Raw genomic sequence first — 22578 nt, forward strand, 5'->3', positions numbered from 1 at the left:
TTAAGACTCGTTACGGGCTAACGGCCTATAGATGCTGAGACGTGAGTATGTTCTTATTAGGGGTATTACATAACCTAATAACATGTCTTTGTGCTTTCAGAGCAAGTTTAGCGCCCGATAAGTGATAAATCAGCGACAAATCAGCTTGATGTCAGGCTTTTTGAAATGGATTTATCTAGGCTGATGACTTCGAACATTTTAGCGCTCAACGGATAAGTTGAGCCACAACAGTGGCAGAGGTTGTTTATGAAGGTAAATCTAATTCTAATGGTGCTTGGCTTATTTTGTTTGCCGGTGTTTAGTGCAAAAGCAAATCAGCAACAATTATTACCAGCCGCAGAGGGATCATATTTTGGTCAAACTACGCCGGGAATGACGCCTAAAGTATTTGCTGCAGATATTGTGTCAATTGAGGGGCGTTATGAATATGGCGTGGCATTTTCCCCTACCATGGATGAGATCTATTTTTCGGCGCAGTGGCCAGATGCCACCGCAGATATTTATTATTCAACTGTGGAAAGCAAGCACTGGCAGCCGATAAATATCGCCAACTTTACCAAAGGGCAAAAAGCCGGCGAGATGGAACCGTTTGTCAGCTATGACGGGCAACAAATCTACTTTACCGCTTATAACGCCGATTTTACTGACACTAAAATATGGATTGTTAATCGTGAAGCAACGGGCTGGGGCAAGGCGCATAAATTGATCTCACCGATTAACGACAGAGAAGTGTTTAATGCAACGCTGGCGCGTAATGGCGATCTTTTTTATACCGATATCTTTAAATCTGTTACCTCAGTTGCTCGGCGAGAAAAAGGTCAGTATGTCGACCCAAATAACGTCAATATCGCATTTGGTATTCACGGGTTTATATCACCAAACCAAGACTATTTGCTGGTTGATGCCCAACATAATGACGATGATGATAGAAAAGATAGCGACATTTATGTGTACTTTAAACAGGCAAATGGTGATTGGTCGGAGCCTATTAGCTTGGGCCCAGTGGTTAATTCTAGTTATAGCGAAACTGTTCCTACTGTTACCCCTGATGGCAAATACCTGTTTTTTAGTCGCTATGATGAACAAGGTGGGATCTCAAATTTGTACTGGGTAAGTAGTCAAGTGATAGAGTTAGTCAGACCAATAACCAGCGAATACTAACAGAGAATACTAACAGAGATAGTGTTATGTTGGTTTGATAACTAGGTTAAGATCTTCTTGTTGTTTCCAAAGCTGTGATTTAGGGAGTTGTCTGTGAGTGATCAAGTACGTGTAGGGGTGGCGGCAGTGATTTTGCGCCAAGGTAAAGTGCTGTTAGGTGAGCGTATTGGCTCTCATGGTGCGCATACTTGGGCAACACCAGGCGGGCATTTAGAATTAGGCGAAACTGTAGAAGCTTGCGCCAAGCGCGAAACGTTTGAAGAAACGGGACTAGTAGTCGACTCGTTTAAGAAGTTTACGTTTACCAATGACGTTTTTACAAAAGAGAAAAAACACTATGTCACTTTATATGTTGTAGGGTCATCAACCAAGGGGGAACCCTCAGTCACCGAGCCTGAAAAGTGCTTACAATGGCGCTGGTGTTCGTTTGACGATTTACCTGAGCCACTCTTTCTGCCTTTAACCAACTTAATAAAAGAAAACCAAGAGCTGATTGACGCTTTGCAGCATAAAAGGATTTAGACCCTATTGAAAACTGACGTTTCTGACGTTTTGATCGGAGTAATTATCCGCTAGCGGGTTTAACGTTAACTTTACTGAGCTTTATGGCTTGAGATTTTCTCATCATGGTTGTTATCAATAAGATTAATGCGATACATTTAATTTTGTTACTTGATATATTTCATCAGTGTTTTGGCAATTAAAAGGCTTTGATAAAAAGCTTTTTGATAAACAGGTTTTGATTAATAAGTTGCGCTGTAATTTCGAGAGGTTTATATGTCAAAGGAGCCAAGTGCATTAGGGTCGTGTAATTGCGGCGCTGTAAAGTTTGCAGTGTTTAGCGAATTGGCCGATGTGTATGTTTGTCACTGCTCAATCTGTAGAAAGTCGACAGGGAGTGGTGGAATCGCGGTTTCTGTGGTGGCTAATACTGCCTTCGAGTTTACCGAAGGTGTTGATTATATTAGTCGCTGGGATAAACCAAATCATGATTGGATGAAACATTTTTGCCGAGTATGTGGATCACCACTTCCAGGTGAGAATGACCAGCAGACCACGTTTATACCAGTGAGTTTACTTGATAGTGGTGATAAAAACTTAACAGTTAAACACCACATTTTTGTCGATTCTAAGGCCTGTTGGGAACAAATTCCCCGTGATGGAAAACATCACAATTCAGCATTTGAAGGTGAATGATTCGTTTATCTCAAATTATGCTTTGTCGCGCTATTGTTCAACAATATAAGAAGGTTATTCATGGATGAATTATACCAATCGGCATAAGAAAGTGTTCTACTCAGAGCTATTTTTGGCCAACTAGTTCGAGACGAATAACTTAAGTAATAGTGGTTCTATTGGGAAGTTATTCAACGAAGAAGTAGGCAGCCAAAAAAGCTCCCAAAGGGCGAGTTTTAGCGCTTCTGATACAGCGTAAACGAACTTGAACGTAGAGTCACTATGCCCTTCATTCGTTACCTTGTCTCAAAAGCGCTAAACTCTCGCAGAGCGATCACATCTTTATGCCGATTGGTATTAAACCAGCATTTACTCGGTTTAGGTTATGATGCCGAGCTTAAACAGGGGAAGTTAACTGTCAAGCTGCCAGGGTTTAGTCACCGGATCACGATTGAATATGATATTGCTCACGCTCGTTATGACGTAAACACCCATGATTTTGGCCATGTCATAAGCTATACACTGCTGTTTATTTTAGCGCTGAATGGGTTAATCACCTCCTCAATGGGATTTTTATCTGTGTTTACGATGGGCGGATCGTTGGCGGGCTATGTCACTGTGATATTAACTGAGCTTAAGGTGAAGCATTTGCGCCAAGTCATTCAAGCAGTTAATGATACTCATAAAGCCACGATATAGGGTTTTGCGGTGGTTAGTGAATCTGTTCTGGTGTGATGATAGTTAGCGCCAAAGAGGGTGAATGGCTTGTGCTATTCATGATGACTTGATAATTTATTCTATGTAGGCCACTCATGTTTAGTGGTTTTCTAACCTATTTACACTAAAAGGAATTAGTATGAAGAATATAGTGTTAGTTGTGTTAATCCTTATTGCTCCTTGGGCATTTGCAGATCAAAGCTCCAGTATGCAATCAGCCACTCAGTGGTTAAATTTGGTTGATAATGGCAAATATGATGCCAGTTGGCAGCATGCAGATACGCTGTTTCAGTCACAGTTATCCATGAGCAAGTGGAATGATGCACTAAAGGGCAGCCGAACGCCCCTAGGGCAGGTCGTAGAGCGCACAATCATCAGCCGTAATGCTTTTCAATCATTGCCAGGTGTGCCTGACGGTGAATACCTCATCTTGCAGTTTTCTACCCAGTTTGCCCACAAACAGTCTGCGGTTGAAACCTTAACCTTAAGTAAAGACAGTGGTCAGTGGCTACCTGTTGGCTACTTTATCAATTGAGCATCTTTAAACGTGAGCGATCGCGCGATTTATTGGGCTAGCTATTTAGCTAGCCCAATAAATAGCTAGCGCACAAGTAGGTAGCACAGTATGAATATAAGCGTGCTCGAGATGGCTAAGGAGCCCAACTATCGAATTTGCCCCTGAGTATTCTACGCGGCAAAAGCTTACTCGGCTTGTGTTAGCGCTATTGTGTGGCGTATTTATTGTGATCATTCACAAAAAATGGCTATTTCCCTATATTGGTTGGCATGCAGAAACAGTACATTGTCATCAGTTATTTAACTATTCAGGTGCGTCAGTCCTGTGGTTTAGTTTGTTGGTGATTCTGCCGTTATTTTGCAGCATCATACTTGCTTTAGTATTACTGCCAATTGGTATAAAAGGTCTGCGCTATCAACAGTTTCCACCACCTGGCGTGAAAGTCTATCGCCCGACTAGAATCGTTAACGGCCATTTGGCCAAACTCAAATCGCTATGCTACATACTGGCACCACTGGTATTTGTGCTGATGGCGATATGGGGATATTTTCAACTTGAACATATGCCTACTGATGTGCCGGAAGATTATGATTTTAGTGTATGTGAACAGCCGATAGCGTTTGAATAATTTAGCGACACCACGCGTTGTTCGTGAAAGGTTCCAAGATGAATATAGTTGAAGTTGATAATTGTAATATCCATGTATATGCCAATCTGTATCAAGGCTATGGTGCCGAGTTTTCCAAGATTATTGCTGAAAAACCCAGTGTTGATGGTTTGTTTGAAATCTACCCTAAGCTTGAAGGTAACGTGACAGGGTACTTGCTCTATATTGATGGGGTTCCGGCAGCACTGACGGCAATTGAGACAAAAAGTCCTGCTGAATATGAAATTTGTGATTTCTATGTAGTGCCTTACTTTCGTCAAAATCAACTTGGCAAACAATTTATCACTCAATTATTTAAACGTTTGCGTGGCAGTTGGGAGATAAAGCAAGTTGCTGGGGCAGACCACGCTGTGAATTTTTGGCGTCGCGTGGTGAGTGAATATACCGACGGACACTATATCGAAGATCAATACCAAGATAAAAAATGGGGATTGGTGACGCGTCAACGCTTTAATCATGTGTAAATTGATTTAGCTAAGTCTATTAAAACTTTAAATAAATAGGTTATCGAACAAAAATAAACCGATATCGCCATCACATTGCTAAACAACTCAGATGGTGGAAGTTAATACTTGTAGCTATACTCCGCGATCTGACCTCCAGCCACAATTCTGGTTGTCATCATTTCGCGTCATAATGGCATTTTAAGTGAGAACGATCCGGCCAAAGGCGCAAATGCCAAAGTCTATTAGATCGTTCAGGTATGATAGGTGCCTTATGAGCTTCCTTGATAATCTTCTGATTATTATGCTCCTTATTGGAGTCAGTTGTTTCTTTTCTATGTCTGAAATTGCCTTAGCTGCAGCCAGAAAAATACGGTTACGGCAGTTGAGTGCAGAAGGGGATGTTCGCGCTGATAAAGTGCTTTCGTTGCAAGAGCAGCCGGGCAATTTCTTTACGGTGGTGCAAATCGGCCTTAATGCAGTGGCCATTATGGGCGGCATAGTCGGTGAGTCCGCATTTACACCACATATTCATAGCGTGTTGTCGACTTGGCTATCCGGCCCTTGGCTGGATAAAACCAGCTTTTTCTTGTCATTTTTATTAGTGACCAGCCTGTTTATTTTAATTGCTGATTTAATGCCAAAACGTCTGGCCATGGCTTTCCCTGAGAAAGTGGCCATGACTTTCGTTGGCCCTATGATGGTATGTATCGTTGTTTTAAAACCGTTTGTTTGGTCCTTTAATAGCTTAGCTAATTTTGTCTTTAAGGTGTTTCGGGTTCAAACCGCGCGTAATGATGCGGTGACATCTGATGACATTTATGCCGTCATGGACGCCGGAGCAGAAGCGGGGGTGCTAGACAAAGGCGATCAGCTGATGATGGAAAAAGTGTTTGAGATGCAAACGATTCCCGTCACCGCCGCCATGACTGCAAGAGAAAGCTTAGCGTATTTTTTGTTGCAAGATAGCGAGCAAGAAATTCGAGACAAAATTGCCGCGCAGCCCCATTCCAACTTTTTGGTTTGCGATGAGCAGTTAGATACTGTGGTAGGGATAGTTAATGCTAAAAAACTGCTGATTTATCTGATTAATGGTGAAAAAATTAGTCTAAAAGACAAAACCTTAGTCAGCAATTGCTTTTTTATTCCTGACACGTTAAGTCTATCGGAATCGATGGATTATTTTAAAAATAGCCGCGCGGATTTTGCGGTGGTTATGAATGAATATTCATTAGTTGTAGGGGTGGTAACTGCCAAAGATCTGCAAGATGCAGTAATGGGTGCTTGGTCGCTGCCTGAAAGTGAAGAGCAAATTATTGCCCGTGATGATAACTCATGGTTGGTGGATGGCGTGACGCCAATAATTGATGTGATGCGAGCACTGGATATTGAATCATTTCCACAAAGCCACAACTACGAGACGGTAGCTGGGTTTATGATGTTTATGCTGCGTAAAATCCCTAAGTGTACTGACTCAGTGAACCATGGCGGTTATAAGTTTGAAGTGGTTGATGTTGATAGCTACAAGGTCGATCAACTGCTAGTGACTAAGCTCGCCGCGGAACACATTGATGTCAAAGACTCAGCTAACCTTAGTTGATATCAACTGCCGATTTAAGATTAGCTGTGCCCAAATAAAGGCTACTATTTGTGATGGACTCGGTTTACTAAGCTGACTGTTTTAAGGCCAATGGGTAACACCGATTGGCCTTTTTATTTATCGACTTGCGGTTATTGGCTTTCGATGAAGTTGCTAATAGAGCGAGAAATTAAATCTTTCGCGACAGTTGGGCTAGCAACGGGTTGGTTGAACCAAAAACTCATGGGTTGATCAAATCCAATCCCATGCATGAAGTTGTATATGGCTTTGCGTAATCCTTCGCCCAACATGTCATGATCTGTGCCGGTGGGGTCGTGAAAATCAACATCATTTTCGGCAAAAGTGATATTGGGCCGTGGTTGTAAAGTAATGCCAAACTGCTCGGGGTTTAAGCCAATTGGACTATGGACGGTGGCAACGAACCGATGCCAATAGGCGGATTGAAAACAGCCTTGCTGCATCATCTGGCGCACCATCTCTAACGAATCAACGGTCTCTTGCTCAGTTTGAGTTGGAAAACCATACATCAAATAAGCGTGAACCATGATACCCGCATCGCTAAATGCTTTAGTTACCTGAGCTACACGCTCAACACTGACACCCTTTTTCATTAACTTTAATAGTCTATCTGAGGCGACCTCTAAGCCACCGCTGACAGCAATACAGCCTGAATCGGCGAGTAGTTGACAGCGGGCAGGGCTGAAGGTGCGCTCAAAACGAATGTTACCCCACCAACTAATGACCACTTGGCGTTCAATTAAACGCTTTGCCACGGCATAGAGTAGTTTGGGCGGCAGGGCTTCATCGACAAAGTGAAAGCCGGTTTGACCGGTTTCTTCAATAAGCTGTTCTATGCGATCGACCAAGGTGTCTGCACTAGCAGCATCATAGCGATCAATATAATCAAGGCTGACATCGCAAAAGCTGCACTTTCGCCAGTAGCAGCCATGGGCAATGGTGAGTTTGTTCCAGCGACCGTCGCTCCAGATCCTATGCATCGGATTGAGCATTTCACATAAAGAAAGGTACTCATCTAACGGAAGACCATCATAGATGGGGGCGCCGACATCAGTTTGCGGAATATCGTGTAATGCTTGATTCTCATTAAAGTGAACATAGGCTTGTCCATGTTCATCTTCGGCAAGAAAATAGGTTCTAACCAGCTCCTCCACTTCGCGCTCACCTTGAAAGTACTCCAATAGCGTCATGAGTGGGCGCTCGCCATCATCTAGGCAAATGAAATCGACAAACTCAAACACGCGTGGGTCTTTAAGTGCTCTAAGTTCAGTGTTGATGAAGCCACCGCCCATCACTACCGGAATATGTGGAGCAATAGATTTACAGGTTTGTGCGATACGCAACGCGCCCAACATGTTGCCTGGAAATGGTACTGTCAGCGCTACAACACTGGGCTGGGTTTCTTCAAGATATTGCTCTACGAGCTGTTCTAATATCTCAGCGGTAAAGCTCGGCTCATCGGTTAGTGTGTTGTATAGGTCATCAAAGCTGGGGTTAGCAGCTGCCAGTTGCTCACCATAACGGCTGACTTCAAAATAGGGGTCAACACCTTGGGTTATGACAGCCGTTAAGTCATTAATAAACAGGGTGGCTAAATATTTGGCTTTATCTTGCACGCCCAGTTGCCCGAATGCGGCTTGCAGGACATCGCCTGACACCGCTTCCATTTGTGCAATAGCGTCAAAGGCGGGACCTTCGGGTAAAAAACGCCGAGAATTAATTCTCAATGCCAAACTAGGATCTTTGCCCTGCAAAAATCGTATCGCACTTTCTACTGTGAGCTGATAACGGTCAAACTCAGCTAAAAATCGATAAATAGCGGGAGGTAAGTCTGCATCTTCAAACTGTTCGTAATTGTGCTCAACGATTTGACGAATTGCATCTAAAGCGGGTGCTGTCATCATTTCTAAAAACAGTTCTATGGCTGGATCTCGTTGGGCGGCTTCATAGCCTCTCGCGCGCAAAAATCCCGTTAAATACGCCGTTGCTGGGTAGGGCGTATTAAGCTGAGTCATAGGGGGGGTCATTAAAAGAACGGTCATAGCCTGCCTTGTTTCAAATCGATTTTGCCACCAGTATTACACTGAGGGTCGCAGTATATACCGCTGACACAAAATAACCATGTATTCTGCGCTTTCATTGATGAACTTGGTGTGACTTTTTTAGTTTATATAACACTTGAGAGGGAGGCTTACTTTAATTGTTAGGGCCGTGGTTGGTCTGCTTGGCTGTATTGCGATTAGTTATCACTTTCATTTAATGCTAAATTAGGGTTAAATAATCGACTTTAGTCATCAAGGATGGCAATCAGTTGATCTAGGAAGAGCAATGTTTAACCAAACCCAATCTGTTTTAGACCGTTTTGCGATAGCCGTTTCAGCGCTGTGCGCTTTACATTGTATTGCTACACCACTCTTGTTGGCATTATTACCCTCAATTTCAGTGTTGCCGTTGTCAGATCATATTTATCATGAAGTGATGGTATGGTTGGTGTTACCAACAAGTTCGATTGCCATATTGTTGGGGTGTAAGCGTCATAAAGACAGTAAAGTGTTACTGCTGGCAGTGGTTGGCCTGCTTACTTTAGCGCTTTCTGCGACAATTGGTCATGATGTTTTAGGTGAAGTGGGCGAGAAAGTGGCAACTTTGGTTGGTGCGTTTGTCGTCGCTTTAGCGCATCTTCGTAATTTTAAGCTATGTCGCCAGCAAGATTGCTGCTAAGCGAAAATGGTAAATGCTGGTATCTGGCATTTAAGTGAAAGATGGCGATAAGGCGGTGGTATGTGACCAAACCCGATGGGTTATTGGCCACAGGTTCCACCGCTGAGTTCGCTGGCTAGTTGATAAAGCAGCTCTTTACCTACCATTCCACGCTTTTTAGCAACAATGTTACCTTGGTTATCTATGACTAACGTTGTTGGGTAACCGATTATTCCGCCGCTGCTTCTGGCAAACTTTTTCGAGCTTTGCTTAGCCGTCATTTGATCGTCGAAATGGCGCAACTCACGTTTAAGCTGTGTTCTCGATCCTTTGTCACCCACTAGAGTAAAACCGATATGTTTCTCACATTGATGTTGTAACTCAGCCATCACTTTAGCTTGCTTTTTACACCAAGGGCAGTCAGGTTGAAAGAACATTAATATGGTCGATTTATCGCTATGATAACTGACAGATGAATGGGAAGAGCGCAGATCTTTGAGCTTGATCTGCGCAACCGAATGATTTTGAGCCATGGTAATGTTACTGGTAGCGAGTGCTACCAGTAACCCAAGGCATTTAAAGTTTGGCTTCAACACCTAGATAAAACTCCCGGCCATGTAATGGGCCCCAAATATAGGCAACATCGTAACCACCATCAGCATCATAGAATAGCGGCGATTCACCTTCACCAATCTGGGTGTAATCAAAGATATTTGATAGACCACCATAAAGCTTGATGTTTTCATTTAAGCTGTATTGAATTTTAACATCCGATACCGTAAATGATGGTGCATCTAGCTGTTTAAGTGAACTTGGGTCGCCTTTGATATTATAGCCTTCGTAGCCGTAATCACGTAGGTCGCGACTACCAAACCAAACTGTGTTCCAAAATACGGTTAAGTCATCCGTTTTCCACTCAATTTCAATGCCTGCGCGGGTTTCAACAGGTGCAATTGAATAGGAAGAGCGGAACACGTCGTTATAATCAAAGTATTCGGCACTGGCATTAATGGTGAGGTTGTCATTGATGCTGTAGCCACCGACTAAGTCGATAGTTGTTACTGAAGCTTCCTCATCGAGTTGTGTCAAAATGGGAACACCGTCGGCAGTTTCTTGCAGTGCGGCGAGATTTTTCACATTAGAGTGGGCAATAGAGAAGGTACTGGTGAGTACTTCACCTTCATAGCTTAGGGCGTAGTTAGCTGAAATAGAGTCTTCTAATGAGTCGACATCAATCAGGTAACCTTTTTCTGAGTCTAAGATACCGTGGTCAGTTTCAAAAAATGATAGTGGCGCACGATAGCCGCGGCCTGCTGAAAAGCGCGATGTGAACTCATCATTGTGGAAATAGCGCATATCAAACCTTGGTGCGACGAAGGTTTCATCGATTTCTGTTCCTGGCTTTTTAGGATCGATAAAATCGGCAGTAACTTGGTCGACGCGAATGGCCATCGCAATTTCGATGCTGTCATTAGGGGTCCAAGTGTCTTGGATGAACACACCTTTAACATCATAATCAAAAGAGTCGCTCACATAAGCAGGTACATCTTTTAATGCATTGGTGTGTGAACGCATCTCTTCGGTACGCATATCTGCACCGTAACTGATGAAGTGCTCATCATTTAGCTCAGTATCAAACTTAGCACGGAAATACATCATGGTATCTTTGGCGCGGTAATCGATACCTTCATAGAACGAGTCTTGATTGTGTTTGGCATAACTCACAGCAAGCTCTGAAGTGGTGTAATCTGACCATTCACTTAACCATTTTAGATAAGCCTCATCACGGTTAGTTTCAATCCACTCGGTGGTCTCCCAAGGCTTACCTATGTATTTGTTACGTACATCGTCATTTTCAAACAGGTGATCAGATTCGATACCGTCATAGCTGGCAATGGCTTCTTGGATAGAACCGACTTGCTCACCAATCATTGGGCCGCCGAAGATTTCGCTGCGGACTTTGGCTACTCTGAAATGCAAGTTGTTGTAGTCATTTAAATCGTGACTTAATAGAGCGCTTAAGGTTTGGTTTTCTTGAAGTGGTGCTTCACTGACGCCGTTATCATCATGGTCTTCTTGATTTTGCTTGTCATACTGACCAATTAGCGTGATACCGGTTTTGCCATTATCAGAGATCCCCGTCGCCATGCCTTTAAAGGTGGTGTAGTCGTGTGAGCCTTTAGCTACATCAACAGAGACTTGATTATCATAAGCTTCTTTGGTCACGATATTGACGGTACCGCCAATCGCTTCTGGTGCAATCAGTGATGCACCCGCACCACGAGCAATTTCAATGCGATCAACACCAGTGGTTGAAATGGCATCTACCGCATAGAATCCAGAGATCAAGGTATGGGTTGGCAGGCCATCGACCAAAATAGTGGTATGCTCGCCTTTCATGCCGTTGAGCATAATACGTTTAACACCACACATAGAGCACTCGTTCGAGACGTTTACCCCTGGTTCATTATTGATGGCATCGGTAAGGTTTAATGCGTTTTTATTGATAATCGATAGTTCGTCAAGAACTTCGGTCTTTTGAATGACATCTTTTAAACGCCCATCTTGTTGTAGCTTTTGGCGTACACCGCGCACTTCAATGCGCTCTACATTTTCTAAATCTGAGTTCTCTGCATAACTAGGAAAGCTGAGTGCGCTCACTACCGCTGCCGCTAAAATGGAGTATTTCATACTAATCAATATCCCTTCTTACTGATTAAGGTGTTGTTACGATGTTGCTAATGTAAAGAATGTAAAATCTGTGCAAAGGATATTCGGGCATCATGTTGACTGCAAATAATAACGATTTTCATTTGCGTTAATTGCGGGGTAAGCCACATTAATTGAACCTTAAAAAACAAAACTGGAAAAATTTGAGGTAGGTCAAAGAATTTATGGGTTGGCATGTATCAACATGGTGTTCATGTTTGCCATTTATAAGTTACCTCCATCGTCGCTTGGCCATGGCGAACGCTTGCTGTGTTAATTGAGTTAGGTACCCAGCCCGCAGGTATCAGGTGCGAGGTTAGCTTGATGAGTGCAGGTAGATTTAGTGAGGGTTTAGTCCTACATAGTGAATTGTGAGATGTGAATTTATCGTCCTATTATTTTCGCAACTTAACCACAGAGACGATTAGAGGTCACTATGCAGCAAGAGGTAACAATGCAAAACTCAACACTTACTTTGAAAAAACAACATGACGGCGGCAAGCTATTTGAAACCAATGAAGAGATGCTATTTGTACTTCAGCTAAGCGGTAGTTGGTATGAAATGGGCAAGCAATATGGGGTGCTTTCACAAGCCCATATGCAAGCGATGTATGACAGAATTGTGCAGCCAGAATTCGATAAAGGGCTTATCAGTCAAGCACAAGCGTTTGAATTATTTGGTTCAAGGGTCTATGCGTCATTATCGTTGCGACGTAAACAGTACTTTCAAGGTGTTGCAGATGGTTTGGGGTGGCCGCTAGAAAAAGTGATTGTGCTAGATCAAAGTGGCCCTATGGCTATTTACCTGGGCAAACTGCATTCTTTTTCAGGTTGTTCTTCTTTAGCAACTCGAGGTGAAAACACGGTCGATGGCCATACGTTAGTCGGTCGTAATATGGACTGGAGTGAACTGTTTCTCGATTTTCCTATTTATACCACAGTTTATAACCCCACTGACGGCTCCAACAGTGTGGTGAATGTCAGCTGGCCAGGTTGGCAGTGGATGGTAACCGGCTTTAACGATAAAGGCGTCTATACCGACCTTCATGATGGCACCTCGATGGGGGGGAATATCGTTTCGATTGAAAAACCTTCTTTCTTAAACTCGGTGTTTGATTATATGACTGAGTCAGACTCGGTTAGCGCGTTGAGTGCTCGTTTTCAAGCTGCTCGCACCGATATTGCCGCGATTTGGATGTTGGCTGACAATCGCAGCCAAGCTTGTGCTTATGAAAATACCATTCAAGAAAACAGGCAACGGGTGGCAGATAACAATGCAGACTCTTTCGTTACGGTAAATACTTTCCTAAATCCAGATTGGGGGCTTGGAAAACGTGAAACCCAGAGTTTTTCATTGAAGCGTTTTGATAATCTAACCGAGCGTCACGCTGAGCATGCGGGTCAAATAGATGCAAAAGTGATGCGCGATATATTTGATTTACCCTTATATAACTCAGATGGCAGCTTTAAAGCGCAGGGCGGCGTGACCAAACCAACCAATCAAGATGTCGACTTAACCAATTATCAGATTGTTGCAGACCTTGATACATTGCAGCTTTGGGTTAAATTACCTGCCTTAGGCGAGCATACCGATTGGGCTCATATTGATGTACAAAGTCTATTTAACGTCTAGTTTTAGCGTTGTGTGATAGGTATTAGCACTATGGTATTTACCATAGTGCTAACTGCGTCGTTTAGTTGCGTTTAGCGTAGCAGCTAGGTGCTAGGTGCCAAGTGTTTAATGTTAGTTGTTATGCGTTTAGCGTCTAAGTCACTTAGGGTTGTTATCATCTTAACTACTCGGGTAATAGGCTATCTAGCATGTCTATTTGTTTAGCAAAAGCGGTACGCAACACATAATCTTTAACCATACCTGCGGCAACTCGTCGCTGCTCCGCCATGGCTTTGGCGTTAACGTGTTTTACCAGTGTGCCTTTAAATGGTGATAGTAGCGGGCTTTCCCCAGGGGTTGCTGAACTAAAGGTAAACGCAAGCTTAACTTGGCCTATCTGATTGTAGACACAAATCGTTGATGCATAGGATAGTCGCGTTAGTTGCTGCTCATTATGCATTCGATACTGGATCCTATCAGGGGGAATATCTGCACCAGGGCGCATTAATTCGTCGATGACAAGTTCACGACACAGTTCAATGGCATCTTTGTTGGTAACCGGAATGTAGAACATCGCCGCTACGCCGCTCAATGGCATCTGGGTTAAATCAAATAAGCCTGACTCTGCCAAACTTTGATGCAGCATGATATCTCCCGAAAAGGCCGCTTCTTGTATGTTGATGTTAGTTATATTTCTTGCCTGCAATCGGGTATGCAAGTTTTCTAATACTTGGCGAGCAATGCCCTCGTAGTGCTGCAGTTGTTGCTGGGTTACTGGGGTGGCTTGAGTGGAACGAAAATGGACATTATCCATAAACATTAAGGCAATAATATAGGCGTTTTCAGTCGGTGTTAGCCCCTCATTCTGGCCAATGACAAAATGACCATTTGTTAATTGATTGATAAGCGGGGTAATGGTCTGTCTATCTTGGGCATCGATGTCTTGAAAAGCTTGTTGTAACCAGACGGGATCTTGAATCACATATTGGTGAATATTGCTGACACCCATCATAGGTTGAATAACCTGTTGTAGCATGCGTGTTTGTTGCTGCTCATCTAGAGAGGCCCAAAGCGTGCCAAAGCGTTTGAACCGTTTCATCTTTTTATCTGCGTGTTTTGATGAACCATCCGCGACTTCACCTAGCATGGTGAGCTGTTCGGCGCAGTGATAATCTTTATTGGGAAATGGCAAGGAGACTTGAGTTAAATAGCCTAGTGCATCATCGGTGACAGCAGGGTTTATTGTGAGGGTATCGAGCGTAATTTCAGACTGAATTTCCTCCCAAAGGGCCACGGCTTCAATGGTGTTTTTTCTCGGGATAGTGACATCGATAATCTCCATCAATATCGGGCTTGATACTAACGGGAAACGGTCGGTTGGGACAACATTGTCCTGAAGTTTCGTAGTCCATATATAGCCTAACCGGTATAGCACAAAGGGAGGGATTGCATCGTTAAATACCATGCCAGGACCTGATTTATTACCCGAAGTTTTGCCCATCATAGGCCGATTGTCATAGTCCCAAAGGCCAGTTTTGTCGTGGGCAAATACCCGTTTTATGGATTGCTGCGGTGGATAATTAAGTTGGTAGATGGCCGGCAATAGTGTGGTGTCCTGTGGATTGACTTTGACATCGCTGGCTAACCAAAATGTTTTAATCACATCACTAAGACTATTGCCAGCCCCCTGCATGATAAGCTCAGATGCAGTCCCTATTTGTTCGCTACAATAATAAAACTCATCTAATACCGCATCTTCGATTTGCGCATAGAGATAATTGATTAACGGCGTTGGCAACCAAGGGTTGATAATAATTTGCGTATCCCAGTCTGATTTACCTTGTTGGTTTTCTACGGTAAATCGAAACGCATTGCCGCCTTTAATATAAAATCGTGATAATGCTAAGCCATCTTGTAGGCTAAATTTCTGCTGCGCTGCGCGGTTGATCTCATGCAAGCGCAAGTTTATGCGCTCTAAACTGGTTAGTACAATTGAGCGAACTTGGGCTTTGAACGTCTCCAGTTCTGGGTATTGGGTGCCTCCTAGCTCATTTAACTTCTCCGTTAGCCAACTGCTGATCACTCGTTTTATTTCTCGCTGTCTATCGTTGGCCATTGGCTGTCCCTGCTTGTTCGATTGTGTAGAGGTCTCTTAGACTGGCGATTTTATTGCTTGTTTACTTGGTAAAAGCGATTAAATTTTAGGTTGTTATAACTTGGATAAACTTGCGCTCTAAATCTGCTTTGACATCAACACCCTCTGAGGTGATCGCAGGATGGGTGAGGCGGGTTAGCGGTGTGTGATCGCAATCTCAAAATCGATTCGATAACAAAATTATTTTGTCGACTTTATCGCCATTTAGCTCTATTTTGTCGCCGGCTCACAAATCGGTATTGTGAGTGGCTTTCAGGATTACTGCACGACCAATACGCTCATCACATCGCTTTTTGCTTTACTCGCTAATTACGCCCAAATAGTCTCTATTTTGGTGCGTGGCACTGTGGTGCGCTTTTACTTAAATTTGCTGTTGTTGTTTTGGAATTGGAAAAATGAACAAATCATTTGAGCTAATAGATAAGCCAACTTTTTTTGGCGCATTAGCTTTGTTGTTTGCTGTTGTGACGCCGTTATTGTTGTTTCCCGAGCAAGGTGCTGATTGGATCGCCGTTGCTAAAACAATTATGACTGACAAGCTGGGTTTTGCTTATCTAGCCCTTGGTTTGGCAGCCTTTGTGTTTATGATTTACATTGTTTTTTCTGACATCGGCCAAATTAAATTGGGTGATGCCGATGAAAAACCTGAGTTTGCGTTAGCCTCTTGGGCTGCAATGTTATTTTGTGGTGGTATAGGCGCCAGTATCTTGTACTGGGGAACGATTGAGTGGGCCTACTATTACCAAAACCCGCCTTTTCAACTAGCACCGGGAAGTGAGGAAGCGATTCGCTGGGCGGCCACATACGGGTTATTTCATTGGGGACCCATTGCATGGTGTATTTATATGATCCCCGCCATTCCAATTGCTTACTTTTACTATGTGCGTAAACAACCTGTACTTAAGGTATCGGCTGCGTTAATGCCTGTGATAGGTGAAGCAAATAGTGCGGGTAAATTGGGTAAGGCGATCGATATTCTGTTTATTTTTGGCTTATTGGGTGGTGCGGCGACGACATTGGGTTTGGCCGCGCCATTGATCAATGAGGGGATCAGTTATTTGTTTGACATTCCCACTACCACCAGCAGTCAGGTGGGGGTGTTGATGTTGTGTACCGCTATTTTCGCGTATTCAGCCTATAAGGGCATGGACAAAGGCATTAAGATCCTAAGTAATATTAACTTCTGGGGCGCCTTGGTATTACTGATTTTTGTACTGGTTTGTGGCCCAACTATTTTCATGTTGGAAACAGGCTTAGATTCAGTAGGCAGAATGCTTTCAAACTTCTTTGTGATGGCGACATGGGCTGAGCCATTTGGTGGTTTAGCAACCTTTGAAGATACTCACTTTCCCCAGGACTGGACCATTTTCTACTGGGCTTGGTGGTTAGTATTTGCGCCAAGTATGGGCCTTTTTGTCGCGCGGATCTCTCGTGGTCGCACCATCAAGCAAATGATCTCTGGCGCGGTGTTCTTTGGCTCATTAGGTTGTGCGATGTATTTTGTTATTTTGGGCAACTATGGATTGTCTTTGCAACTTTCTGGTCAACTCGATGTGGTCAGTATTTTAAACGAGCAAGGTGCGACACGGGCTATCTTTGCCATACTTGAACAGCTGCCACTAAGTACGGTGGTGATCGCGCTGTTCACGGTATTGTGTATTATTTTTACTGCAACCACTTTTGATTCTATTTCTTATATTCTGGCCTCGGTGGTTCAAAATAATGTTACCGAAGATCCGCTGCGCTGGAATCGATTGTTCTGGGCGTTTACTTTGTCGCTAATGCCTTCTGCACTGATGTTTATGGGTGGACTTGCTACCTTGCAAACCGCTGCTATTGTGGGTGGCTTACCATTACTGGTGATAGCGGTATTACTCATGATATCAGGAGTAAAAGCCGCGGTATTAGACCTTACTCATCAAGATGACTATGTCGACCCTGTGATCAATATTTCCGATCTACCAGATGTTGACCCTTGGAGTAAAGAAGGCCAAGCATTAGGAAGATTTGAAGTGGCAAGAGATAATGCGATAGCGGCTGCAAATGTTGAGCGTGAGATTAATGACAGCATTTGGCAACTCAAAAAGCAGCTACGTAAAGAAGCCCTGTCGCGCGGCGAAAGCGGCAGTGATATGGGTGAAGCGCCTTGTGAATTACTTGAACAATTGCAGCAGCTTAGCGATGAGGCAATCAAAGCCAAGCAAGCGAAATTAGTCGCCTCTGAGCAGGCGCAGCAAGCTAGAGTTGCCTTTGATTTGATGATGCGAAGCAAAGAGCAAGAGGAGCTGTTACTCGCACAAGAGCAAGCCAAGTTAGCGATTCAAGCGAGATTGAATGGTTCAAATTAATTAAAAAGCCGCATTTAGCGGCTTTTCTTTTTTAGGCTTACGGGGTAACTATTGGGAATGTTCCTTTCGGTTTGTCCAGTAGTGTAAGAAAGCTGATTAAATCGAGCTGACTGCCGCTGATACTCAGTTCATCTGAAAACAGTAAATCACTGATATCAGCGTTGCCGATGACGATGTCGACGAATAGTTCATGGCTAATGTCTAATGTTGCATTGGCGCTAGCAGACTTTGGTGCGGCGCGATGATGTAGTACGGCATTGTCGAGGCTCAACACGTAGTTTTGTTCTAAGTCGGTAAAATTAAGGTTGATGATTAACTGTTTGCCGAATGCATCTGGGCCGATTATTCGTGTAGCCATTGATTGTAAAAAGTTCTCTACGGGAGAGTGAAGCAAAATATGTTTCATAGAGCTTAAATCGATACCCACTTCAGGACTTCCGTTGCGAAGCTCATAGGCGCCAGTCAGATACACATCTCGCCAAGGGGCTGATTCTGCTTGATAGCCAAGTTGGTCGTAAGTATTGGCAAGCAATGACTTTGCTTGTTGATTATTGGTATCGGCAAATACCAAGCGATTAAGCAGCTCTGCTGCCCAGCGATACTCACCTTGCTGATATGCGGTTGTCGCCGCTTGTAATACCTTATCTGTACCACCCATCAATGTAATGTATTTAGCTGCTGATTGACTTTGGGGCAGAGGGTCAAGATGACTAGGGTTGGCGTCATACCAGCCTAAATAGGCTTGATAAACGGCTTTGGCGTTATGCTTTACCGTGCCGTAGTAACCACGACTTGAAAAAGTTTGTGATAAGCTCGGTGGCATCTCCATAGCTTCGGCAATTTCTGCCGGGGTAAAGCCGGCATTAAGCATGCGCACGGACTGATCATGAATATACTTATAGGTATCACGTTGAGTTGTTAAAAATTGGGCGATATTGTCAGCGCCCCATATTGGCCAATGGTGGCTGCCAAAATAAACTTTCGCGTTTGCTTGTGCATCAATGGCGTCATCAATAGCATGACTCCATGCTAATGCGTCGCGCACCTTGGCGCCGCGTAATGTATAAAGGTTATGCATGTTTTTAGAAACGAGTTCTGCGCCGCAATAAGCTTGATATTGGGGCAAGTAAAATGTCATCTCTGCCGGGGCTTCTGTGCCAGAGACAATCTGAAATTCAAACTCAACGCCATCAATACGCATCTTACTATCTTCATTGATGGTTGCTGTCGGTGGCAAGATGCCGAATTGGCCAAATGCTGGTTCTTTACCAAGCCCCGAGTCGATATGTCCACGCGCTGAACGAGGAAGCTGCTTACCATACATAAACATGGCACGGCGACTCATTGCGGTACCTGCCATAATGTTCTCGCTGGTGGCCTCGTGCATAAAGCCCTCCGGGGCAACCACTTGAACTTGTGCTTGGTTGTTGTCATCAATCAGTGCTAATGCACCGCCGAAATGATCCATATGGCTGTGGGTAAATATCATGGCGCTGATTGGCCGCTGTCCGAGCTGTTGATTAACAAACTCCATAGCGGCAGCTGCGGTTTCAGTTGTGGTGAGCGGATCGACAATGATCCAGCCGCTATTGCCGTTAATAATGGTCATGTTGGCCAAATCAAAACCACGAATTTGATAGATGTCCTCTGTGACTTCAAATAAACCATCAAGATTATTTAACCTGGCTTGACGCCATAAGCTAGGGTTAACACTCGCGGGGGCTGCTTGGTCGATGAAGTCATAATCACTGCGTTTCCAAATCGTTTTGCCCTGCTGATCCTGTACGTGTAACTCGGGTAGCCTGCCGATAAAGCCACGTTTAGCATCTTCAAAGTCTTGCTGATTATCGAAAGGCAGTTGTTGTAAAACGGCTTGATTGGCTTTGATGGTGTGCTCGCTGGCCGCACTGAAGCCATGTTCATCAACTTCGGTGTCGAGCACCAGTGTTTTAGGAGACTGTTGGCCGCAGGCGGTGATACCAAAAAGTGCCAAACTGACAATTAGCGGAATACGAGTATATTTAACCTTTTTATTTAATAGGGTTTTGTTTAGCCAGTAGATTGAGCAGGTGTGTTGTTGGTTTTTATTGAACTGAGTTGTAAACATAATCCGAGTCCATCAATTAACAATGCACCCCAAGTTATTACATTTTTGCAACCTGACTTTTATCATTTTTCGCCAAAATACATTACGTGGAGTTTTGAGATTATTGGTCGTAATGTTTGCGATAGGCGGCTGGACTTTGTCCGCTCCAACGCTGAAACGAGCGACTAAAGTTGCTGACACTGGTATAGCCCAAGGTCTCGGATAATGTATTGATTTCTATATTGGTATTAGCAAGATAGTGATGTGCAAGTTCATGGCGTTTTTGGTTCAGCAGTTGCCTGAAATTGCACTGCTCAGCTTGCAAATGTCGGCTTAATGTTCGCTCACTGATATTGAACATTTGTGCGACTTTAGCGGCAGTTGGTTGTTGATTGACTAATAAAGTATGGATGCCCTGACTGGTTTTTTCGCGCCAGCTTAATGCTTGCATTTTGGTTAAATACTGCCGCACAGATTGCTCTTTTGCGATGGCGGTATGTTGGCTGCGGTTAGCGACTGGGTGCTCTAATAAACTGCGGTCCATCCACATACAGTTTTGCGGTTGTTCAAAGCAAACTGGAGATTGAAAAAAACGCTCCCAGTGCGTGGGGTGATTGGCTTTTGGTCGCTGCAGGTCAATTTTACGCACAAACGGCAATTGACCAATCATCTGCTTACCATGGAGCATTAAGCTTGAAAAAAAAGCGTCAATGGCTAAGTGGCTAATGTCGACACCGTTCAAGGGCGTGATAGTAAAGCCAATTAATGTGGGAGTGCGCTGCAGGCTTATGGCGGCAGAGTTACTCACTAAGCTCGCGTAATCAGGTAGCACCTCAAATGCTGCTCTCAGGGTTGCACAATTTACCAGTAGAGAACCCAATTCGCTAAAGTGTATGGGATAGGCATATTGACCTACCGTTAAGCCAAATGCTTCGTTGTCGGTGGCTTGCTCTGATAGCAACCAAAGCTGGGTCATATGCTCAATGGCAATACGAGATTTAGGTTGATTTTCTAGCTTAGTTAAATCTAATCCAGACTCATTAAATACTGTATCTGGCGGAACACCTGCAGCCGCTAACGCCCGAGCGATAGCGAGGGACCATGCGGCAATAGTACTGTATGTTTTGTGCGAAGCCGTGTGCGTCAATTGATAATATTATTAGTCAGTTAGGGGACTATCATATACGGCAAGTTTGCTATGCAGCAAGTGTTGGACTTAAAGCCGTCTGCCTTAGTCTTGATGATCACAAATACCGCTTAGTAAACTCGTCACGGCCAGTCAATGTGTTATTAATAGTAAAAACAATAGACTTAAGGTGTATTGATGTCTGAATTTCAAAAAATGATCTCACAAGAGATGTACGATCCCAGTGATGATGAGCTTTGTGCATTACGCAACAAAGCACGGCAGTTGGTAGCGCGCTTTAATGCAAACGATAGTACGCAAACGGTCCGGTCATCGTTGCTGGAGCAACTTTTTGGTGACTGTGGCGATGGCGCATTTATTGAACCTCACTTTAATTGTGACTATGGCTGCAATATCACCGTGGGTAAAAATTTCTATATGAATTTTGCTGGGGTGATCCTCGATTGTGCCCCAGTTACCATAGGTGACAATTGTTTTATTGGGCCACAGGTTGGCATCTATACGGCTTGTCACCCAATAGACCCTGTTGAACGCAATAAAGGGGTGGAATACGCAAAACCTATCACCATAGGTGACAATTGCTGGATTGGCGGTCATGTGACGATAATGCCCGGTGTCAGCTTAGGGAACAATATTGTGGTGGGCGCAGGTGCGGTGGTGACTAAAAACTTTGCTGACAATGTTATTATTGCTGGCAACCCTGCTAAGGTGATCGGCCAAGTCCCATGTGATAATTAAAAGTTCTATGTGATAATTAAAAGTCCCAGCTGACAATTAAATGCATTGCGGTGAGTGAGGCGCTCACCGCGTAATGTTATAGCGGGTTATCTTGGTGGGTCGATCTGATTGCCAACACTGTTATTGATGCGATACCAACCAGCAATTGAGTACCTATCGCGTTTTGCGGGCAGTACTTGATGAGGAAACTCCTCACTTAAAAATACCACTACTGTGCCAAATTCTGGCGTCACCTTGATAGATTGACTGGCTTGTTCGCCGTCGGTGTATATGACAAGCTCACCACCATCATCTTGATGCCAATCTTGGTTCAGGTAAACCACAACCGTTAACACCCGATTGCTTTGTCCCTTGAAGGCATCTAAATGGGTTTTATAGAAATCCCCAGGTTTATAATGGGCAAAATGACTTTCAAAGGAGAATAGACCTAAATAAAGTTGCTGATTCATATAGTCTTTTAAAGAGTCAGACCATTGTAGCCAAGCTAAGCCCGCCGGCGTTTCACCATTAATCCAACTAATTTCATCAGTGCGGACAAAATCATTCACGTTAAGTTGCTCTTCTCGGCCTATACCCGCACGTTTAAATTTAGCATCAGACATCTGTTGCACATGCTCGCTTAATGCTAATGCTAGAGGATAGGGCAAAGCAGCAGGTCGAATACTGAAGCCTTTGTGTTGAATATCTTGGGCGATATCGGCAAATAGCGATAACCCCGTTTTTGATTGGTTCACTCTTTGAGTGAGCATGGTTTTACTACCTATTAGTACAGCGCTGTTAAAAA

19 protein-coding genes are annotated in these 22578 nt (G+C 43.8%); 12 read left to right on the forward strand and 7 right to left on the reverse strand.

Going from position 1 to position 22578, the window contains the following annotated elements; all coding sequences use genetic code 11:
• The first annotated feature begins 246 nt into the window (after positions 1-246).
• The 8 genes from ACHUFW_RS13085 to paeA all read left to right on the forward strand — a co-directional run bounded on the left by ACHUFW_RS13085 (position 247) and on the right by paeA (position 6281).
• The gene (locus ACHUFW_RS13085) at positions 247-1161 is read left to right on the forward strand and encodes a TolB-like translocation protein (RefSeq protein ID WP_394203689.1); all 915 of its coding nucleotides are present in this window, start codon (positions 247-249) and stop codon (positions 1159-1161) included.
• Between the two features lie 93 nt (positions 1162-1254).
• A complete protein-coding gene (locus ACHUFW_RS13090; RefSeq protein WP_394203691.1) occupies positions 1255-1683 on the forward strand; it encodes a nucleotide triphosphate diphosphatase NUDT15 in 429 nt (142 codons plus the stop codon).
• A gap of 255 nt (positions 1684-1938) precedes the next feature.
• Entirely contained in the window at positions 1939-2358 is a 420-nt protein-coding gene (locus ACHUFW_RS13095; protein ID WP_394203692.1) for a GFA family protein, read from the forward strand.
• A gap of 261 nt (positions 2359-2619) precedes the next feature.
• On the forward strand, positions 2620-3036 hold the full coding sequence (locus ACHUFW_RS13100; protein ID WP_394203694.1) for a hypothetical protein: 417 nt from the start codon (positions 2620-2622) through the stop codon (positions 3034-3036).
• 157 nt (positions 3037-3193) lie between these two features.
• Entirely contained in the window at positions 3194-3589 is a 396-nt protein-coding gene (locus ACHUFW_RS13105) for a DUF4019 domain-containing protein (RefSeq protein ID WP_394203696.1), read from the forward strand.
• 208 nt (positions 3590-3797) lie between these two features.
• Positions 3798-4199: a hypothetical protein gene (locus tag ACHUFW_RS13110; protein WP_394203697.1), complete on the forward strand. Its 402-nt coding sequence runs from the start codon at positions 3798-3800 to the stop codon at positions 4197-4199.
• A 38-nt stretch (positions 4200-4237) separates the two neighbouring features.
• Positions 4238-4702, forward strand: a complete 465-nt coding sequence (locus tag ACHUFW_RS13115; RefSeq protein WP_394203699.1) for a GNAT family N-acetyltransferase — start codon at positions 4238-4240, stop codon at positions 4700-4702.
• A 253-nt stretch (positions 4703-4955) separates the two neighbouring features.
• Positions 4956-6281 (forward strand): polyamine export protein PaeA, encoded by a 1326-nt coding sequence (paeA, locus tag ACHUFW_RS13120; protein WP_394203701.1) that lies wholly within the window; start codon positions 4956-4958, stop codon positions 6279-6281.
• A gap of 131 nt (positions 6282-6412) precedes the next feature.
• Here the strand turns inward: paeA and ACHUFW_RS13125 are convergent, their stop codons facing one another.
• On the reverse strand, positions 6413-8341 hold the full coding sequence (locus ACHUFW_RS13125) for a B12-binding domain-containing radical SAM protein (RefSeq protein WP_394203703.1): 1929 nt from the start codon (positions 8339-8341) through the stop codon (positions 6413-6415).
• A gap of 286 nt (positions 8342-8627) precedes the next feature.
• On the opposite strand from ACHUFW_RS13125, the gene ACHUFW_RS13130 reads away from it, so the two are divergent.
• Positions 8628-9020, forward strand: coding sequence for a MerC domain-containing protein (locus tag ACHUFW_RS13130; protein WP_394203704.1), 393 nt, complete (start codon positions 8628-8630; stop codon positions 9018-9020).
• An 80-nt stretch (positions 9021-9100) separates the two neighbouring features.
• On the opposite strand, the gene ACHUFW_RS13135 is transcribed toward ACHUFW_RS13130, so the two are convergent.
• Together ACHUFW_RS13135 and ACHUFW_RS13140 are read right to left on the reverse strand one after the other, a co-directional pair.
• Positions 9101-9595 carry a TlpA family protein disulfide reductase gene (locus ACHUFW_RS13135; RefSeq protein WP_394203706.1) on the reverse strand — a complete coding sequence of 165 codons (495 nt, stop codon included), beginning with the start codon at positions 9593-9595 and terminating at the stop codon, positions 9101-9103.
• On the reverse strand, positions 9576-11690 hold the full coding sequence (locus ACHUFW_RS13140) for a TonB-dependent receptor plug domain-containing protein (RefSeq protein ID WP_394203708.1): 2115 nt from the start codon (positions 11688-11690) through the stop codon (positions 9576-9578). Before ACHUFW_RS13140 ends, ACHUFW_RS13135 begins: the two co-directional genes overlap by 20 nt.
• A 472-nt stretch (positions 11691-12162) precedes the next feature.
• Here ACHUFW_RS13140 and ACHUFW_RS13145 point away from each other — a divergent pair, with 472 nt between their 5' ends.
• Positions 12163-13341 carry a C45 family autoproteolytic acyltransferase/hydolase gene (locus ACHUFW_RS13145; protein WP_394203709.1) on the forward strand — a complete coding sequence of 393 codons (1179 nt, stop codon included), beginning with the start codon at positions 12163-12165 and terminating at the stop codon, positions 13339-13341.
• Positions 13342-13504: 163 nt separating this feature from the next.
• Here the strand turns inward: ACHUFW_RS13145 and ACHUFW_RS13150 are convergent, their stop codons facing one another.
• Positions 13505-15436, reverse strand: coding sequence for a hypothetical protein (locus tag ACHUFW_RS13150; protein ID WP_394203711.1), 1932 nt, complete (start codon positions 15434-15436; stop codon positions 13505-13507).
• A gap of 434 nt (positions 15437-15870) precedes the next feature.
• On the opposite strand from ACHUFW_RS13150, the gene ACHUFW_RS13155 reads away from it, so the two are divergent.
• The gene (locus tag ACHUFW_RS13155; RefSeq protein WP_394203713.1) at positions 15871-17823 is read left to right on the forward strand and encodes a BCCT family transporter; all 1953 of its coding nucleotides are present in this window, start codon (positions 15871-15873) and stop codon (positions 17821-17823) included.
• 37 nt (positions 17824-17860) lie between these two features.
• On the opposite strand, the gene ACHUFW_RS13160 is transcribed toward ACHUFW_RS13155, so the two are convergent.
• The gene (locus ACHUFW_RS13160; protein ID WP_394203714.1) at positions 17861-19930 is read right to left on the reverse strand and encodes an alkyl/aryl-sulfatase; all 2070 of its coding nucleotides are present in this window, start codon (positions 19928-19930) and stop codon (positions 17861-17863) included.
• A gap of 100 nt (positions 19931-20030) precedes the next feature.
• Positions 20031-21056: an AraC family transcriptional regulator gene (locus ACHUFW_RS13165; RefSeq protein ID WP_394203715.1), complete on the reverse strand. Its 1026-nt coding sequence runs from the start codon at positions 21054-21056 to the stop codon at positions 20031-20033.
• Positions 21057-21233: 177 nt separating this feature from the next.
• Here ACHUFW_RS13165 and ACHUFW_RS13170 point away from each other — a divergent pair, with 177 nt between their 5' ends.
• Positions 21234-21794 carry a sugar O-acetyltransferase gene (locus tag ACHUFW_RS13170; RefSeq protein ID WP_394203717.1) on the forward strand — a complete coding sequence of 187 codons (561 nt, stop codon included), beginning with the start codon at positions 21234-21236 and terminating at the stop codon, positions 21792-21794.
• Between the two features lie 86 nt (positions 21795-21880).
• Here ACHUFW_RS13170 and ACHUFW_RS13175 read toward each other — a convergent pair whose 3' ends face one another.
• Positions 21881-22543: a 2OG-Fe(II) oxygenase gene (locus ACHUFW_RS13175; protein WP_394203719.1), complete on the reverse strand. Its 663-nt coding sequence runs from the start codon at positions 22541-22543 to the stop codon at positions 21881-21883.
• Positions 22544-22578 lie beyond the last annotated feature (35 nt).

The sequence above is a fragment of the Shewanella waksmanii genome, from assembly GCF_043643685.1.
In the GTDB taxonomy this organism is placed as follows: Bacteria; Pseudomonadota; Gammaproteobacteria; order Enterobacterales; family Shewanellaceae; genus Shewanella; species Shewanella waksmanii_A.

What these genes read in the sequence shown, in the direction of transcription:
- ACHUFW_RS13085 (WP_394203689.1), top strand. Translation starts at nt 247, where the DNA reads ATGAAGGTAAATCTAATTCTAATGGTGCTTGGCTTATTTTGTTTGCCG.
- ACHUFW_RS13130 (WP_394203704.1), top strand. Translation starts at nt 8,628, where the DNA reads ATGTTTAACCAAACCCAATCTGTTTTAGACCGTTTTGCGATAGCCGTT.
- ACHUFW_RS13145 (WP_394203709.1), top strand. Translation starts at nt 12,163, where the DNA reads ATGCAAAACTCAACACTTACTTTGAAAAAACAACATGACGGCGGCAAG.
- ACHUFW_RS13115 (WP_394203699.1), top strand. Translation starts at nt 4,238, where the DNA reads ATGAATATAGTTGAAGTTGATAATTGTAATATCCATGTATATGCCAAT.
- ACHUFW_RS13140 (WP_394203708.1), bottom strand. Translation starts at nt 11,690, where the DNA reads ATGAAATACTCCATTTTAGCGGCAGCGGTAGTGAGCGCACTCAGCTTT.
- ACHUFW_RS13155 (WP_394203713.1), top strand. Translation starts at nt 15,871, where the DNA reads ATGAACAAATCATTTGAGCTAATAGATAAGCCAACTTTTTTTGGCGCA.
- ACHUFW_RS13095 (WP_394203692.1), top strand. Translation starts at nt 1,939, where the DNA reads ATGTCAAAGGAGCCAAGTGCATTAGGGTCGTGTAATTGCGGCGCTGTA.
- ACHUFW_RS13170 (WP_394203717.1), top strand. Translation starts at nt 21,234, where the DNA reads ATGTCTGAATTTCAAAAAATGATCTCACAAGAGATGTACGATCCCAGT.
- ACHUFW_RS13150 (WP_394203711.1), bottom strand. Translation starts at nt 15,436, where the DNA reads ATGGCCAACGATAGACAGCGAGAAATAAAACGAGTGATCAGCAGTTGG.
- ACHUFW_RS13125 (WP_394203703.1), bottom strand. Translation starts at nt 8,341, where the DNA reads ATGACCGTTCTTTTAATGACCCCCCCTATGACTCAGCTTAATACGCCC.
- ACHUFW_RS13160 (WP_394203714.1), bottom strand. Translation starts at nt 19,930, where the DNA reads ATGTTTACAACTCAGTTCAATAAAAACCAACAACACACCTGCTCAATC.
- ACHUFW_RS13100 (WP_394203694.1), top strand. Translation starts at nt 2,620, where the DNA reads ATGCCCTTCATTCGTTACCTTGTCTCAAAAGCGCTAAACTCTCGCAGA.
- ACHUFW_RS13105 (WP_394203696.1), top strand. Translation starts at nt 3,194, where the DNA reads ATGAAGAATATAGTGTTAGTTGTGTTAATCCTTATTGCTCCTTGGGCA.
- paeA (WP_394203701.1), top strand. Translation starts at nt 4,956, where the DNA reads ATGAGCTTCCTTGATAATCTTCTGATTATTATGCTCCTTATTGGAGTC.
- ACHUFW_RS13175 (WP_394203719.1), bottom strand. Translation starts at nt 22,543, where the DNA reads ATGCTCACTCAAAGAGTGAACCAATCAAAAACGGGGTTATCGCTATTT.